22 protein-coding genes are annotated in these 15643 nt (G+C 60.2%); all 22 read right to left on the reverse strand.

Annotated features, from left to right (window positions below; all coding sequences use genetic code 11):
• Positions 1 to 7: 7 nt before the first annotated feature.
• The 22 genes from recA to HBO24_RS19625 all read right to left on the reverse strand — a co-directional run bounded on the left by recA (position 8) and on the right by HBO24_RS19625 (position 15124).
• Positions 8 to 1066, reverse strand: coding sequence for a recombinase RecA (gene recA / locus HBO24_RS19520; protein ID WP_029295312.1), 1059 nt, complete (start codon positions 1064 to 1066; stop codon positions 8 to 10).
• An 83-nt stretch (positions 1067 to 1149) separates the two neighbouring features.
• Entirely contained in the window at positions 1150 to 1650 is a 501-nt protein-coding gene (locus tag HBO24_RS19525; protein ID WP_032858393.1) for a CinA family protein, read from the reverse strand.
• Positions 1651 to 1731: 81 nt separating this feature from the next.
• Positions 1732 to 2235 (reverse strand): lysis system i-spanin subunit Rz, encoded by a 504-nt coding sequence (locus tag HBO24_RS19530; protein ID WP_170060125.1) that lies wholly within the window; start codon positions 2233 to 2235, stop codon positions 1732 to 1734.
• Positions 2226 to 2777 carry a glycoside hydrolase family 19 protein gene (locus tag HBO24_RS19535; protein WP_115128869.1) on the reverse strand — a complete coding sequence of 184 codons (552 nt, stop codon included), beginning with the start codon at positions 2775 to 2777 and terminating at the stop codon, positions 2226 to 2228. Before HBO24_RS19535 ends, HBO24_RS19530 begins: the two co-directional genes overlap by 10 nt.
• Before the next feature lie 17 nt (positions 2778 to 2794).
• Positions 2795 to 3805: a contractile injection system protein, VgrG/Pvc8 family gene (locus HBO24_RS19540; protein WP_057439356.1), complete on the reverse strand. Its 1011-nt coding sequence runs from the start codon at positions 3803 to 3805 to the stop codon at positions 2795 to 2797.
• A 9-nt stretch (positions 3806 to 3814) separates the two neighbouring features.
• Positions 3815 to 4027: a tail protein X gene (locus HBO24_RS19545; protein WP_057439355.1), complete on the reverse strand. Its 213-nt coding sequence runs from the start codon at positions 4025 to 4027 to the stop codon at positions 3815 to 3817.
• Complete coding sequence (locus tag HBO24_RS19550; protein ID WP_115128871.1) at positions 4020 to 4403, reverse strand: phage tail protein; 384 nt, start codon at positions 4401 to 4403, stop codon at positions 4020 to 4022. Before HBO24_RS19550 ends, HBO24_RS19545 begins: the two co-directional genes overlap by 8 nt.
• Positions 4403 to 5767: a tail tape measure protein gene (locus HBO24_RS29645; RefSeq protein WP_233092098.1), complete on the reverse strand. Its 1365-nt coding sequence runs from the start codon at positions 5765 to 5767 to the stop codon at positions 4403 to 4405. Before HBO24_RS29645 ends, HBO24_RS19550 begins: the two co-directional genes overlap by 1 nt.
• A gap of 128 nt (positions 5768 to 5895) precedes the next feature.
• Positions 5896 to 6462 (reverse strand): phage tail assembly protein, encoded by a 567-nt coding sequence (locus tag HBO24_RS19560; RefSeq protein WP_057439353.1) that lies wholly within the window; start codon positions 6460 to 6462, stop codon positions 5896 to 5898.
• Positions 6463 to 6630: 168 nt separating this feature from the next.
• Entirely contained in the window at positions 6631 to 7137 is a 507-nt protein-coding gene (locus tag HBO24_RS19565) for a phage major tail tube protein (RefSeq protein ID WP_170060126.1), read from the reverse strand.
• The gene (locus tag HBO24_RS19570) at positions 7137 to 8303 is read right to left on the reverse strand and encodes a hypothetical protein (protein WP_057439351.1); all 1167 of its coding nucleotides are present in this window, start codon (positions 8301 to 8303) and stop codon (positions 7137 to 7139) included. The genes HBO24_RS19565 and HBO24_RS19570 overlap by 1 nt, the downstream gene beginning before the upstream one ends.
• Before the next feature lie 2 nt (positions 8304 to 8305).
• Entirely contained in the window at positions 8306 to 8509 is a 204-nt protein-coding gene (locus tag HBO24_RS19575; protein WP_057444703.1) for a hypothetical protein, read from the reverse strand.
• An 81-nt stretch (positions 8510 to 8590) separates the two neighbouring features.
• Positions 8591 to 8869: a hypothetical protein gene (locus tag HBO24_RS19580; protein WP_170060090.1), complete on the reverse strand. Its 279-nt coding sequence runs from the start codon at positions 8867 to 8869 to the stop codon at positions 8591 to 8593.
• Positions 8870 to 8874: 5 nt separating this feature from the next.
• Positions 8875 to 9735, reverse strand: coding sequence for a hypothetical protein (locus tag HBO24_RS19585; RefSeq protein ID WP_170060127.1), 861 nt, complete (start codon positions 9733 to 9735; stop codon positions 8875 to 8877).
• A 70-nt stretch (positions 9736 to 9805) separates the two neighbouring features.
• Complete coding sequence (locus tag HBO24_RS19590; protein WP_170060128.1) at positions 9806 to 10336, reverse strand: phage tail protein; 531 nt, start codon at positions 10334 to 10336, stop codon at positions 9806 to 9808.
• On the reverse strand, positions 10333 to 10971 hold the full coding sequence (locus tag HBO24_RS19595) for a phage tail protein I (protein WP_057439349.1): 639 nt from the start codon (positions 10969 to 10971) through the stop codon (positions 10333 to 10335). The genes HBO24_RS19590 and HBO24_RS19595 overlap by 4 nt, the downstream gene beginning before the upstream one ends.
• A complete protein-coding gene (locus HBO24_RS19600; RefSeq protein WP_057439348.1) occupies positions 10968 to 11963 on the reverse strand; it encodes a baseplate J/gp47 family protein in 996 nt (331 codons plus the stop codon). The genes HBO24_RS19595 and HBO24_RS19600 overlap by 4 nt, the downstream gene beginning before the upstream one ends.
• Positions 11960 to 12292, reverse strand: a complete 333-nt coding sequence (locus HBO24_RS19605) for a hypothetical protein (RefSeq protein ID WP_057439347.1) — start codon at positions 12290 to 12292, stop codon at positions 11960 to 11962. Before HBO24_RS19605 ends, HBO24_RS19600 begins: the two co-directional genes overlap by 4 nt.
• A gap of 9 nt (positions 12293 to 12301) precedes the next feature.
• Entirely contained in the window at positions 12302 to 12913 is a 612-nt protein-coding gene (locus tag HBO24_RS19610) for a phage baseplate assembly protein V (protein ID WP_057958617.1), read from the reverse strand.
• 4 nt (positions 12914 to 12917) lie between these two features.
• The gene (locus HBO24_RS19615) at positions 12918 to 13430 is read right to left on the reverse strand and encodes a hypothetical protein (RefSeq protein WP_170060129.1); all 513 of its coding nucleotides are present in this window, start codon (positions 13428 to 13430) and stop codon (positions 12918 to 12920) included.
• 21 nt (positions 13431 to 13451) lie between these two features.
• Positions 13452 to 13796: a phage holin family protein gene (locus HBO24_RS19620; RefSeq protein ID WP_057439345.1), complete on the reverse strand. Its 345-nt coding sequence runs from the start codon at positions 13794 to 13796 to the stop codon at positions 13452 to 13454.
• A 599-nt stretch (positions 13797 to 14395) separates the two neighbouring features.
• Complete coding sequence (locus HBO24_RS19625) at positions 14396 to 15124, reverse strand: XRE family transcriptional regulator (protein ID WP_081044189.1); 729 nt, start codon at positions 15122 to 15124, stop codon at positions 14396 to 14398.
• Positions 15125 to 15643 lie beyond the last annotated feature (519 nt).

A 15643-nucleotide genomic window follows, 5' to 3' on the forward strand; every position in this document is an offset into this window, starting at 1 on the left:
GTTGGACTCAGATATCAGCGTCGGCTTCTGCCATGTCATCAACAGGTTCGCGGTTGGCTGCTGCCTTGACGTCTGGCGCCGGGGTCAGCAGCTTGTCGCGGATCTGCTTCTCGAGGGTCGCCGCGATATCCGGGTTGTCCTGCAGGAACTTGGCCGAGTTGGCCTTGCCCTGACCGATCTTGCTACCGTTGTAGGCATACCAGGCACCGGACTTCTCGACAAAGCCGTGCAGCACGCCCAGGTCGATCATCTCGCCGTTCAGGTAAATACCTTTGCCGTAGAGGATCTGGAACTCAGCCTGACGGAATGGCGGAGCCACCTTGTTCTTCACAACCTTGACGCGGGTTTCGCTACCGACAACCTCGTCACCTTCCTTCACCGCGCCGGTACGGCGGATGTCCAGACGGACCGAAGCGTAGAACTTCAGCGCGTTACCACCGGTGGTGGTTTCCGGGCTGCCGAACATCACACCGATCTTCATCCGGATCTGGTTGATGAAGATCACCAGGCAGTTGGCGTTCTTGATGTTACCGGTGATTTTGCGCAGCGCCTGGGACATCAGACGGGCTTGCAGGCCGACGTGCATGTCGCCCATTTCGCCTTCGATTTCAGCCTTTGGTACCAGGGCTGCCACGGAGTCGACCACGATCACGTCGATGGCGTTGGAGCGCACCAGCATGTCGGTGATTTCCAGGGCTTGCTCGCCGGTGTCCGGCTGCGAAACCAGCAGGTCGTCGACATTGACGCCCAGCTTGCCAGCATATTCAGGATCCAGGGCGTGCTCGGCATCGACGAACGCACAGGTGGCGCCCATTTTTTGTGCCTGGGCAATCACCGACAGGGTCAGGGTGGTTTTACCAGAAGACTCCGGACCGTAGATTTCAACGATACGGCCTTTTGGCAGGCCGCCAATGCCGAGCGCGATGTCCAGACCCAGAGAGCCAGTGGAAATAGCCGGGATCGCCTGACGGTCGTGATCGCCCATACGCATTACGGCACCCTTGCCGAATTGACGTTCGATCTGACCCAGGGCCGCAGCCAAGGCTTTCTTCTTGTTGTCGTCCATTAAAGTCCTCACGTAATCAATAAGGCCTGACGGCCAACACCTGTATAAGTAGACAGTATTGTTCCATAAAGATCGGGGATCGCCTACCCCTGATTTTCTATTTCTGCTGCAGCTCGTCGCAACAGCCCCTCTAATGCGGCTTTTACCGTTTGTCGGCGGACCTCGTCGCGGTTGCCGGGGAAGTGCTGGCACTCAGCCGTAACCTCGTCACCGACACCCCAGGCCAGCCAGACAGTACCCACCGGTTTGTCCGGCGAGCCGCCATCGGGGCCCGCCACGCCGCTGACCGCCACCGCAAACCGCGCCAGGCTTTTTTCCTGGGCGCCCCGGGCCATGGCCTCGACCACTTCACGGCTCACCGCGCCGACCTTGGGAAACAACCCTTCCGGCACATTGAGTTGACGGGTCTTCTGGCGATTGGAATAGGTCACATACCCGGCCTCGAACCAGGCCGAACTCCCCGGAATACGGGTGATGGCTTCGGCGATGCCGCCACCGGTGCAGGATTCGGCGGTGGTGACGTGGGCATTGAGCACCTGCAAACGTCGGCCAAGTTCGGCGGCGAGTTGGGTAATTTCCTTCACGGTCGTCTCCAGGAAAGTGCGGGGGTTTGCCTACCCTACAGGAGCTCATCGGCCACGCAAGCTGCAGACGGCTTCAACAGATTACCGGGTGATGGCACTTACATACGCCTGGCAGGCCCGCAACGCGATCAGTCCGTTATCGCCGGCATCGGTGATGCCGATAATTCGTTGAGCATGCGCCGGGTCAAGTCGACCTCGCGGGGCTCCATGAACCACGCTGCTGGCGGCGGTGGCCGGCATTGCGCGGCCATTGGCGGGGTCGGTGGCGTCGAGAAGGACTGACAAGCGCACATCAGCAGTGGCCAACCGATCGCGCAGATAAACCTGGTGACGCTGTGCATCGCTCAACTCCCGCGTGTGTTGTTGATCGCTGGCGTGAAGCTGTTGCTCCAACGCCCGGCGCCTGTCCTGTTCGGCCCGGTATTGGCCCTGTGCTTCCTGGCTTTGCCGGTTGAGCAGGGCTGAATGCCGTGCGGCCTGGCGCTCAAAGGCCAGGCCATGACGCCAGGCCTGGACCTGCCAACTGGCTGCCGCCGAGATAGCCATCAGCAGGGCAACCGCCCATATGCGCCCGCTCAACGGCATAACACCGCCCTCGCCTTTTCCCACAGCTGTTGGCGGTGCTCCAGTCCGTTGAGGCCACCATTGATACGGCGGGTGATGGTGGTGAATTGGTCCTGGTCGGCCAATTCATTCAAGCCGTTGCTGTGCCAGAACCAGGCGGCGGATTCGGCCGCCCATTGCGGCTGCTCCAGCAGTTCGGGGAAATGCAGCAGACGTTCATCGCCAAACAGCGCCCGGCTGCAGGCCAGGTAATTGCGCCGCCCGGTAATCTGGATCAAGCCGCGGCCCCGGTACTTCTGGCCGTCACCGTCGGCGTCGGGAGTGTTGCCCAGGCGTGCAGCCAAGGCGCCCGTGTCGTATTTGCTCAGGTAGTGCTCGCCGCCCAGTTCACGCACGTAACGCAGCTCGCCGGACTCGTGCCCGACCTGGGCGATAAAGGCCGCCATCCGCTTAGGCCCGGTGATGTGTCGATGGAGCATGGCGGCGTTCAGCGCCAGAATAAAAACGCCCGCTTGGGCGCGGGCGTTAGGCAGGATCTGTTGCAACTGCTTCAGCGTGATCATCCTTGATCTCCAACCATTTAAGAGGCCAATCCACGGGCCATGATCGAACTGCGATACCCCGTCGTCGTGTCGCCTACATGGGTCACCTTGTCAATCGACCAGCGCCCCTGCATATAGCCCGGCCAGGTTTCATCCAGCAACAACAGGCCTTCGGCGGACAGCAACGGGTTACCAGGGCAGTCGATGGTGATGCTCAAACCTTCACGCCCCACCCGGCGCAACTCGCCCTGTGCCACTGAGCGCGCTTCGGTTTCACTCTGGCACCGTTGGCGCAACGTCTTGAACGGCGCGATCCCCACCTCGACCACGCGCTGGCGAGAGGCCGCGGCATCCCACCAACTGACACGGCACCCCTGGTATTTGGCCCGCGCATTTTCATCAACCCGGGCACTGATAAACGCCTGCTCGCCGGGACGGTTGTCATGGGTCACCGACAGCCGCACATCCGGCAGTTGCTGGCCCGAGAGCGACTTGACCTGGCCGCTTTCCGCCAGCACATACAGCTCGTTGACCGGCTTGGTCACCGCGTTGTAACGCCCGGCCAGGCGGGTGATAAAGCCCATGTCCGTCTCGTTGGACTGGTCGATATGATCAATCGCAATCCCATCCAGCGACGGCGCCACCCTGGGCGAAAACCCATGCCGCGTCGCCAGTTGGCGAAACAGCGCACCGAGGGTCGTGGGCCCATGGCTGGCGGAACGGCGCTGGCGGTAGCCACTCTGGTCCATCACGCTGAACGGCGCCGCCGTGGCCACAATCACCAGGCGCATGGGAAACAGGTAAGGCGTGCGCTGGGTAATCACAAACTCGCCTTTTTCCACCAGGCCCGACTCGCGGTAACCCACGCGCAAACCGATCTTGGCGCCCAGGCTCGGCAGGCCTTCCAGGCCCTCGATATTGATGGTCAGTTCGAGGCGGTCGGATTCGATCCCCGCCGCGTCGGTGTGCTTCCACTGCATCAGCCGTGGGTTGATCAAGGCCGCGTTGGCGCCATAAATCTCCACGACCGGGGTAAATCCCATTGCCATGTTGCCTCCTTAATCCCAGGCCGAAACCGGCTTTGCAACACCCGGTTGCGCGTCCATCTCGGGCACGATCACCCCGATGCCCGCCGGCAACACTGGGCCATACTCGGCAAGCCCGGGGTTCAAGCGCCAGAGGGTTTCTTCGGCCGCGTCATCGCACCGCCCCAGCTCACGGTAGAGCAGGAGGTTGACCGAATCACCGGCAATACTTCGGACTCTACGCATTGATAAATTCCTCCAGCACCAGCGTCCACTTGATCACCATGGCAGTGCCGTCATCAATCACACTGGCCTGGTTTTCCGTGACCGCCGTAATGCGCCACAACCCCCAATTGCGGCCGATGCCATCGACCAGCGGCAGCGGTGCCCGTGCATCCTGCAAGGCGCGCAATTGGTCCAGGCGCTGCATGCCGACGGCCGCCATGGCGGTTCCATTGAAGGTCAGTTTTTCCAGCTTCTGACCGTTCTGTCGCGACTGGGGCTTGCTGGCAATAATCTCCAGGTCGCCCCAGCCACCATCACTGCTGCGCTGGAGCGCGGAATAGGCGAACCCTCGGGACAGCCCGAAAATAAAGTCGCCCAACACCATCTGCTGTCGCATCAATCACCTCCGTCGGTCAGTGCCGCATTGCGCCGAACCGCCAGTGAATCGCTGAGCATCGGCACGCATTGGTTTTGCAGGCTTTGCAGGACCCGGTCGACCACCTGCTGGGCATCGGCAGGGTTGACGCCGGTGATCTGGATGCTCGGCGCCAGGGTGACCTGGACGTTGTCCGAGCGGGCGCTGTTGAGCTCTTTGCTCACGGCATCGGGCGATGGCAGGCGGTCACTGGGGCCGAACAATTTTTCACCGAACCAACTACCGCCCTCGCCGCCCAACAGGCTACCGATAACGCCGCCCACCGCAGTGCCCACGCCAGGGAATACCAGGGTGCCAAGGGCCGCTCCGGCAGAAGCGCCGGCCCATGCGGCACCGGCTGTACCGAGGCCGCTGCCGACGGCTCGCATGTTGCCGCTGCGCACGCCCCGGACGACGTTGATGGCGGCATCGGCGGAGCGCAATGGCGTCAACCTGCGCACGCCTATAGACCCCAGCCGGCTCAGGGTTGGGACCAGGCGGGAGGCTGGGGCCTTGCGCAGGCCGAGGGCTGATGCACTCTTTAATAGCAACGCCTTGCCTGCGCTCAACCCACGGGTAGAAACCCTTCGCAGGCTAGCGCTTACCGAACTCACCCGCGCCAGGAACCCCGTTTTCAGGCCGTCAAACACCTTGCCTGCGCGCTCGCCCAGGCTCCTCATGATTGCCATGGGCCCAGTGGCGCTCCTGCCGGTCCCTGAGGTTTTTCTCGGCACCGGTGGACTTGTGCGGCCAGTGCCGTTTTGCCTCACCGTTTTTCGTGACCCTTTGGGCCCGTAACGAGCCCGCCCGGTCAAGGGTTCGCTGGCGCCTGGGCAGCAGCAGTCCTTGCTATCATCCCGGAACAATTTCCCGACGTAGGGCAACTTGCCCAGCGTTGCATCGACTACCTTGCCCGATACCCGGCTCTTGACCGTATCAAGCAAGCTTTCACCCACCCATTTGGAACTCTTGCTCAACCAGGACTCAGTCGCCGAGGCCTTGTCTTCGGGCGCAGCTTGCGGCGCACTGGTCATGGTTTCAGCGACCGTGCCGCCCAGCGGCCCACCCGTGATAAACAGGGTGCCATTAAGGGTTTCCAGGCTCTCGCGCAGGCGCACCTGTTCCTCGGTCAACGCGTGGATATGCAGGCTGGCGTTGGCCAGGGCCAGGCTCAGCTCAGACGGCGGCTCGGTTGCGCCGCCCACACTGGAGGCGCCAACCAGACTTTCGTCCTGTGCTTCAAGCAGGCCCGGCAGTTGCAAGGCGCCACTTTCGGCCAGTGCGGGAAAGGTCATCCAGCGTTTGTCTTCGTCGGCGAGCTTGAGCGTATATCGAGGGTCTTGCATCTCGCTCTACTCCTATTTGACGCCAAGGCGATTGATCGCGATGTCGTAGCGGCGCAATGCTTTTGCGGCATCCCATTCGAGGATTTCCGCTTCGTTTACCGAGTAAACCAGCGGTACAACGTCGAGGATTACTTCGATGTCGCGCTGCGAAAGAAGTCCGCCGGTTTGTTTAAAAAATCGTCGATGCGCTCCTGCAATTCCGTCCAATCAGGCACCGTCAGGCCGTCCAGATCGGGGATCATCAGGCCGGTGCAGTGCGAGGTAATGAACTCGGCGCGCTCTTTGTTGGTGGCGAGTTTTTTCATCACTTTGGTGGCACGCAGGGCAGGCATTTCCAGGGTGACGCTGGTCAATACGCGGCCGGCCACTTCCAGTGGCAGCAGCAGTTGCACCTCCTCGCCAGGCTCGGTGGAACCTTCCAGAAAGAACGAAGCCGGGCGCGTCGACAGGTCGTGCACGTACTGGACGATGCTCACGTAGTCCGGGCGCTTGAGTTGGTCGAGTTCCTTTTCCGAGAGGCCGGTGGCCAGTTTGGCCAGCTCGAAGAACTGGTCGTCCTCATCATCGCCCGCACGGGCCAGGGCCTGTTTTTGTGGGGCGTAGAACAAGGGTTTGAGTTGGATCTGCTCGATCGTCGCACCGCTGTCGGCGGTGATGGGCGCCAGCAGGATATGCAGGGGTGGCTTCCAGGCCATGGGCGAAATTCCTTGATGAACAATGTGAACACGTGGACACGGTCAATGTGGGAGCTGGCTGGCCTGCGATCGCGCTGTGTCAGCAGCCTCATTTGTCACTGGTAGACCGCTATCGCAGGCAAGCCAGCTCCCACACTGGCCGTGCCTATTTCCGATTCGTGGAAGGGCTTACGGCATCAACACCGCACGCCGGGCATCGCCGAGGATGTCGACGCCGTTGAGCACAAACTTCTGGGTGCGCACGTCGATGTCGATCACCGGCACGCCGTTGTCCAGGCGATGGTAGGTGCGGCAGGACAGGTCCAGGGTGGTGGTGGCCTTTTCGCCCATCTTCAGCTTGGCTTCCTCCAGGGATTTGAGCTTGCCGCCGACGGTGTGGTAGGTGAAGTAGGTCTTGCCGTCCTGGTCCTGGCCCGCTTCGCGCACGTTGAGCAGGATGTCTTCGCCCAGGCGCACGCCCAGGGCCAGCATGATTTCGGGACCGGCGCCTTGCAGCACCAGCTTGGCGTTCAGCACCTTGGCGCTCTTGGCCATTTCTTCGGCGATAAAGCGCCCGCCGGACATGGACTCCATGTCGAACTCGATCTTCGGCGGGCTGAATTCCTCAACGGTCGCCGACAGCGGCAGGCCTTGGAGGGTGGCCGCAATGGCCTGTCTGACTCGGTTGGTAAACATTAGAGAACGTCCTCCAGGAACTGCTCGATGATTTCATCGCGGGCATTGAGTTGATAAACCATGTGTTCGTTCGGCGCGTAGCGGCCGTAGTCGATCACGATGAACCAGGTGCCGTTCTTGTACTTCTCGACACTGTTGAGTTCCGGGTGCAGGTACACGCTGCCGCCAGGGATGGTTTCGTCGGCCACCAGGGTTTGCAGCCAGTCGTTGATGCGCTTGACCTCCTGGTCCATGAACGACTTGGTCAGGTTGTGCGCCATGGCTTTCTGCCCGGCCTTGACCAGCTTGCGGCTGATGGCGTCTTCCAGGCCGACATAGCTGATGAACTTGCCGGTGATGGAGCGGTTACCCAGCAGCGAGAAGCCGCCGAGGATGGTGCGCGCGTAGTAGCTCACGCCGTAACGGTTGAGCAGGTCGCCTTCGGTGGAGGTATCGAGGATGTTGTACTCGACCACGCGGGACACGTCTTCGGCGAAGGTCACCTGGTTGCCCGGGCTTTCCCATTGCTTGACCTTGGCCAATGCGGCGATGGCCAGGGACGACGGCGCGAGGAACACGTTTTTCTTCGCCGCCTTGGAGTACACCGACGGCATGTTGTGCACCAGCAGGCAGCGGTCGAAACCCAGGTCGGCACCACCCAGCTCGCCGCTGTAGGTCACTTGGTCGGCGACGCTGGCGTCTTTGCCGTCCAGCACCACACGGGCCTTGATACGCTTGCCGAACGCGGCAAATTCACCGGCCACCGCCTTGGTCCCGGTAAAGCCCGGGGCACCGATGATGGTCAGGTCTTCGGGGACGCTGCTCAGCGCCGCGAGGCCCAGTTTGCGACCGGTTACCGGCTCATTGCCGCCGATCACGTTGTTGAGGGTATCGGCCGGGGTCGCGCCCTCTTCGACGATCACCACATACACCGGCACCTTGACCACTTTGAGGATCTGGTACACCGCATGAAACAACGTGCCCGACTCGGCGCCCGTCGGGTCCAGCAGCGCCTGGGCGGTGAAGCTGTTGATGCGAAACGGGGCGTTTTTCGGGATCGACAGGTGCGCATTGGGCGCGGTGCCGACCAGACCGATCACGTTGTCACCCAGGCCACCCATGGCCTCGGGGGATTCGCTGGCATTGACGGTGATGCCGTTATGCTCGAAGTTCAAAACCTCAGCCATGATTATTCAGCCTTCTTGGTGACGGCCTTCTTGGCCGGTGGGGTGTCTTGGGCGGCAGCCAGCACGCTGGTCAATTCCAGGCGGCCGGCGGTGCGCAGGGCGGTTGCTTCGACGTCCAGCAGGTCCAGTTCCTGGCCGACGGCGGACCAGTGGCCACCTCCGGTGGGGAATGGGATGAGGACGGTGTAGGTTTGGCGGTTGGCCATGGGGGGACTCCAGAAATGCGAAAGCCCCAGCGATGGGGCTTTCTTGGATGCGAAAAAAAACCGCTTTCGCGGTGGGGGGGACTACTTACCTTCAGGCAGTGGGAAGCGAGCCTTGATATCGGCAACCTTATCCCGCCACACCTTTTCAGAAGCCGGTTTTTGATCGTATTGCCACTCCAGATAAAGTGGGTCTGCTTCTGCGACGTAAGCCGCGCGCCGCACTTGCTGGGTAGCAACTACATGCTGCGCCACTAACGCTTCATCAATAACATTTACTGGAACGCCAACACCAACAAGATACTCGTAAGAACACTCACTATATTTGCGCGAAGCAAACTCCAAACTTTTTATAGTTTCCATTTAGTTTAATCCCTAAGATTCGTTAGAGCATTTGACATATCCTGAGAAATAAGCCCAGCCCATGTAGGAGCACCCTGCCGAACCATTTCTATCCCATATAAAGAAAAAGGGATAGAAACGTTATGGTAGCTCCCCATTAAAAACTGATACCCTGTAGCAATCGGCAAAGTGCTAACAGACACCTTATTCAATAAGACATTCCGCATAAACAAGTCAGCAACCCCAATTGACCCAGACGTATGCTGATACATAAAGGCACCATTATTCAACTCTACTGCGCAATGCTGAAGCATAACAAAGCTTTTAGAATTATGGGTTTTCACAAATGACGTACGCCAAATATCATGCCCTTTACCTTGAAGCGCAGAGGAAAGTTTCGCCGTTTTTAATCTGCACCCATAAAAGAGCAACACCGAGTTGTACCCAAGATGAAAACCGCCCGACTGAACCCTATCATCTTCGCCTATAATAGAATCAGTCTGCAGCTCCACATAGGAGCTAGTATCATAAGCTTCAAACTCACTAGGCTGGATAGAAATCGTCTTATTGTCACAGACCTGATCTTTTGCCAATGAATACACAGAGCCGGGCCTGAGAATAATAGAAACCCTACCTCCTGAAGTCATTCTTGCAAAGGCTCCAGCAATAGTCTTCACTGCCGTTGCCCAACTGACACCATCGTTCGCGTCACTCCCAGCGACAGCATCTACATAAAGCGCAACATCCATCGTCCTTCGTACTGTTTGAGGAACAACAGTGACCGCCTGCTGTACTTTTAGATCAATATCACCAATCTTAGCCGCGATCATTTTTGTCAAATCATTCGCAGCATCAACTACCGCAACCAACTTTTGCTCTGCGCTCAAAATATAATTCCTTTTAATTAGCCTGCAAAATCCATAGTTTACCTATCACACAAACCAAAACATCAAACCACTAGCCATTCTCTAAAGCCATAACACGAAACAAGATAGCCACTCCTCTGTTCATATTGTCGATAGTGGCAACAGAAAGCACCGCTAACTCCTCAGCCATTAACAGATTAAGGTTCTCACTCCCCACCACAATCGTCACGCTATCCGCCGGCAACGGCGAAATATCCAACGTAAACTTCTGCAGCACCCGAGCAGCCGCCGCCTTATACGTCAGCAACTGCCCCGCCACCGAATACACGGCCAACAACGTCCCACTGGCGAGATAAAACCCAAACTCGCCAATCTCATACTCGCCATCGCCATCAAACAGCGCGGCCATGCGCAGTTGGCGCTGGCCCAGGTCTTCGTAGTCCACAATCGCCACCCGCTGGCGCTCATTGCGCAGGGCGGTTTCGTTGCCGGTGGGGTTGTAGCGGCCGGTGCCGGCGGCGATGTGGGTGATTTCGCCTTTCAAGCCTTGGTTCTTTGCCTGCAGCACTTCATCCAATCCCTTGGAGGTGAAGCGCACCAGGCGTGTGATGTCATCGGTCATGGCTGCGCCCTGAGGTCGTAGTCGTTAATGGTGTAGTGCTGGGCCACGCCCGCACTGTTAAGCCTTGAACTGAGCATCAGTTCCGGCAGCGCGCCCCACAGCGACAACTCGCCGTCGCTCAACGCCCGGTGGGCGGCGCCGGTCATCGGCAGCCCACCGTGCACTTCATGCACCAGGGTGATGGTGGCTAGGTCGCGCTCGCTCTTGGCCGCGTTGATACGGCGGATCAAGCGGTTGTGGTCGCCACTGGACCAACTGCGCCCGATGATCGCCTGCACGTCGAAGGTGTAGGGCTGGGCCTGTGGGCGCTGTTGGTACCAGGCCAGAATATTGGGGGTAAACCCCAGGGATTCGACCGCGTGGCTCAACGCCTTGGGCGTACCGGCCTGGCGCTGGATTTGCCAGGACAGCGCCACCGTGAGGCGTTTTTCGGTTTCGTCGGCAGAGGCATTCCACTCACTGACGCCGCGGTCGGCGGCCAGGTAAGGCAGGAACGGCGCAGGCGTTTGCAGCGGGTTCATCAGCGCCGGGAAGGGCGGGACGACCCGTTCGAGCAGTCGACCAAAGCCCAGGTCCAGCGCCTTCTCCAGCGGTGAACTGTTGGCGGGCAACAGGCTGGGAGATTGTTCAGTCATAAGCTGCGCACCTCCACCTCGACACCCGTGCAATACGGGGCCTGGAACGCCGTGGTGATGATCGGCGCCAGCGGCTCGAGAATCTCCAGCTGCGCCGCCCCGGCGGTGTGGATGGTGTAGTCGATCCAGCTCGGGTCCACGCGCCCTTCCAGGCAGTGACAGGACTCGGCATAGGTCTGCAGCAACTGCTGGGCCGCCACTTGTGTCAGCCCCGAGTCCGGGCCGGCGTTGATCTTGGCCACCACGCGGATCTTGTACGGCACGATCTGCGCGCCCTGCACCGTGACCCAATCGGTTTCCGGACGTACATCGGGCCGGGCGAAATGGCGCCGCACCCCTTCAAGCAAATCCGCCGACGGCGTGCCATTGCCGGTGCGGGACAGCACGGTGACCATGACTTGCCCAGGCGCGGTGCGCCGGGCGTTGCCGTCCTTGACCTGGGCGGCATAGCCATCCGGGTCGAAGGTATAGCTGACCGTCACCACCCCCGCAGCCGTACCGTGGACTTTCACCGCCGGCCGCTCGCCGAGGGTAAAGACCTCGCGCCGATACTGCATGCGCGAGCCGGCAGCCGGCGCGTGGGGGGCCAGGTAGTAACGCAGACGGGCATCATCATCGCTTTCCAGGGTCGGCGGCACGGGCGGGAACGCCGCCGGGTCGCCGGGGTCGAGCACCTGGCGCTCCAGGCCCATATCGGCCAGGCGCGCATCCAGGTTGCTGCCGGTGGCCCACCACGCCAGCATCTGCTGGATGCGCGCGTTGTACTTGCGCTCATGGGTTTGCAGGCGCACACAAAACGCTTCCAGGGCCAGGGTCAGCAACTCGCTTTCGTTATCCAGGCTGACCTTGAGCTTGGCCGCGCTTTGCGGGGCGCGGGCGGCGACATAGTCGACGACAAACGCCTTGAACTGCGCCAACAGCGGCTCGAACTCGTCGACGGCGATCAGGTCGGGCGGCGCCAATTGGTTCTGCCCGGGGATCAACATGCTCATGTCACCACCTCGAAGGATTGCTTGCGGTTTTTCCAGGTGCCGGCAAACCGCAGCAACAGGCCAGCGCCCTGGCGATTGGCGACGATGACTTGCGGATCAAAATCGGCGATGCCGTTCTGTGGGTTGTAAAAAGCCTGGGCAGCGTGGCTTTGGGCGAGGATCAACAGGTCGTCGCCCAGGTTCTGCCCCAGCAGTTGCGGGATCAGCGAACCGTACAGCGGGCGTTTCTGCCGTGTGCCCAAAGGTGTGGTCAGGGCCCGGGTGGCGCGCTGGACAAATTGCGGCCAGTCGTCCACCACGGCTCCGGTGTTTCTCTCTATTCCGATCATGGCAAATCCTTATGCCGTGCTGATAACTCGACCCTGGTGGTCCACCACCGGGCCACTCAAGTGAACGCCGGACGCATCCAGCAGCAGGCCGACTGCACCGACCTGCACGCTGATGTTTGCGGCGGTCATGACCAAACGGGCAGCGCCCAGACTCATTTCCACCTGCTCGCGAGAGCCAGTGAATGCCGTGGGGCCGTTGCTCCAATCCAGCACATGACCGGCGGCGTCGTAGGCGCTTTGCGTGCCGTCCGGGTAACGCCGGCTCGTCAGGCTGGCGACACTGGACAGCGGCGGGAAGCGATCACTGTTCAGGCCAAACAGCGCCACCGACTGCCCCCCGCCCTCGCCGCCGCCGTAGTTGAGCAGCAGGCATTGCTCCCCCACCGTGGGGATCCGCGTTTCGGTCTGCGCCCCGGCGCTGGGGTTGAAAAAGCGAATCGCCGGGGTCAGCAACTCGCCATGCCTGACCTTGCAGGTGTTGCTGGCCGCGTCGACCTCCTGGCACACGCCGATCCGGCAAAAGCTCTCGGCCCGCCGATAGAGGTCTTCAAGCTGGGTTTCCATCTGCGCCAGGCGCTCGACGATGGGCGCCAATTGCAGGCGTAACAGTGCGTCGAACATGGGGCTACTCCTGCAGGGGCCGGTATTGATCGGGGTCGTCGATATTCGACACCTCCCAGGTGCGGGCAAACAGCGGCTTGCCCATAGGGTCGTCAAGCAGCGGCGGGCCGATGTAGAGGGTTTGGTTGAAGGACACGGTCCAACTGTCGTACTGGGTGTCGGCCCCCGCCAGGGTCGATGGCAGCGCGACAATGTTGACTGGCACATCGCACTGGGCCGCCGGCAACTGCCAACGGTTATCCAGCACCAGGTCCATCAGCCGGCTCGCCAGGTCACAGGCGTCAAAAGCTTGCGCGCCTTCGGCGGCCATGACCTTGAGCGAGATCGACAACACATGGGCCTTGCGTCCTTCAAGGGAACGTACGCCCGGGCCATTACGCTCGACTGTGATTGCCACGGCGGTTTCATCCGCCGCCAGGATGCCCGGCGGGCTGCCCACCCGTAACGCCGGGAACGCCGTACGCAGGGCCTGGCCGATGGCTATTGGCAGTTGTGACGGTTTTTCAATGAGGGTCATGGTGTGGCTTCCTTGCAACGATCACTTTGAGTCCGGGGGCGAACCGGGCGGCTCATTCACCCCGATGCGCTTGGCGGCCCAGCGCTCGTAGAGGCCGATGGCGACGTCGGCACCGGCCATGGCGGTCAGGCAGCCGAGGGCGCCCGCCGTCCAGATCGACATGCCGGCGGCATACAGCAGCATCAACGCCGACACCCCGCACACCATGCACGCCCCGGAACGCAGGGCCAGGCGGCGGACCAGCGACCAACCGCGGGCACCCTCCTTGTCGGCGCGCCACATCTCCCCGGACACGCCGCCGATCAGGGCCAGAATAATCACCAGCCAGATAGGCATTTCTGCCAACGCTTGCTGCTCGTTTGTCATGTCACGCCTCCTGGAATGCGTAAAACCGGCAGGTGGCCGGTGCTTTGATAAATAGATGGATGGGTGTGTCGGTAGGCATTCCAAAAAGCCCGGTAGCCCGGGCTTTTCAGTAATGCGGTCCTTGGATCTTTCGGCGCTACTGGCGCGGTACGGATCTTTCCTCGATGTTTTTCCGACCACGATCCCTGTCTGCCGGATAACTGCTTGTGGTGCTTTACGCTGCACACCCGGGTCAGTTGCCAACCCTCTGAACCGTCAAGGCCGGTTCATCGCTGCCTGTTGTAAACCGTGGAACTAAAGAGCGTCGGCATCCTTGCCGGTGTTGCCTGGCGTCCTTGCCATCACTCGGTGGCGTCCATGCCAGTGTTGCGTGCCTTCCTTGTCTTCCTTGGCAGCATCCTTGCCGCCTCCACCAGACCTTGTTGGCTGGCTTGAGATGGAGAATATGCATGTATGCATATACAGTCAATGCACAAATGCATTTATTTTTACTCGGATAATGCATTGGCGCATAAACCCCTTGAGTGGTGGGCCCTGGGCGGTTTTCCATAGGCGAAAAAAAGCCCGCTCTCAGGCGGGCTGTTTCTTACAGAGAAGGGTTAGCGGGCGTACATGCCCCACCAGAAAACGTGACCGAGGATGCTGATCTGCTCTTCCTGGATATCCTGGAAGCTGTAGTCCTCATCCGGGTGCTCATCACGATTGAAACTGCGCAGGCGGATCCCCGAAGGCAGACGATAGAGCTGTTTGACCCGCAATTGACCGTTGTGATTGATGGCATACAAGTCGCCATCGACGATATCGCCGATCCCGCTCTTGCCGGCATTCACCCCCACCGTGGCGCCATCACGCAACACCGGCAGCATGCTGTTGCCGCGTACCGTCACACACTTGGCCTGGTCGAACTGCACACCGTTATGCCGCAGGCTGCGCTTACCAAAACGCAGGCTGGCCTTCTCGCTTTCCTCGATGACGAATCTTCCTGATCCAGCAGCCAATTCAACCTCGCGCAAAAAGGGGATCGACACCTCGTCATCATTAACGGGCGTGTCGTCGTCCCACAGGCTTATATCCTTGAGCTCCGAATGCATCGGGTCGCGCTCATCCTGCCACGCCGACCCCGCGCGCCCGCGCAACTGGTCGGTGCTCACCCGGAAGTAATCGGCGATACGCGAGATGTGCTTGTCCGACGGATCAACGATCTTGCCGCTGAGAATCCGTGACAGAGTGGATTGAGGCACGCCGGTACGCCGGTGAAGCTCCGTGGGGGAGATCCCGTCGCGATCGAGCAGCTCTCTTAAGACGATTGAAACGTTGCGTTTTTGCATAACGGGGATAGTGACGGGAGTTTTTGGGGTTGGCAAATGCTAATTTGCATATTTTGTGCATGGGGTATGTGGATGTACTGGCCGTTTGTGAACTGCGAAGCACGGACCTTGCATGTTAACCTTGCCGCCATCGCAAAAAATGCTGGGCCAAGCGCCCCCTTTGCCCCATCACTTTCAACGAATTTGCCTACTATCCAATGAGTAAAAACACCTCCGATCTGTCCTCCCACACCCCAATGATGCAGCAGTATGGGCGGGAGAAGGTCGCGCGCCGCTAAACTCGCGGCTTGCAGAGGTTTACTGTCTAAAACTCTACCGTCATTTAAACGAGTTTAAGCTCAATGAATGCGCGGCACGATGAGGTAGTATTAGACAGCAAAAACACCCCTCCACCGGCGTCCTGCCGACCGAACACCAAACCAAAATCCCCTACAGCTCGTCGCCTCACATCGCACAACCTGCAAACCTCGATTACTGTATGCACATACAGCATTCGGATTGACCCACCATGAACATCGA

This window comes from Pseudomonas sp. WS 5410 (assembly GCF_012985645.1).
Taxonomy (GTDB): domain Bacteria; phylum Pseudomonadota; class Gammaproteobacteria; order Pseudomonadales; family Pseudomonadaceae; genus Aquipseudomonas; species Aquipseudomonas shahriarae.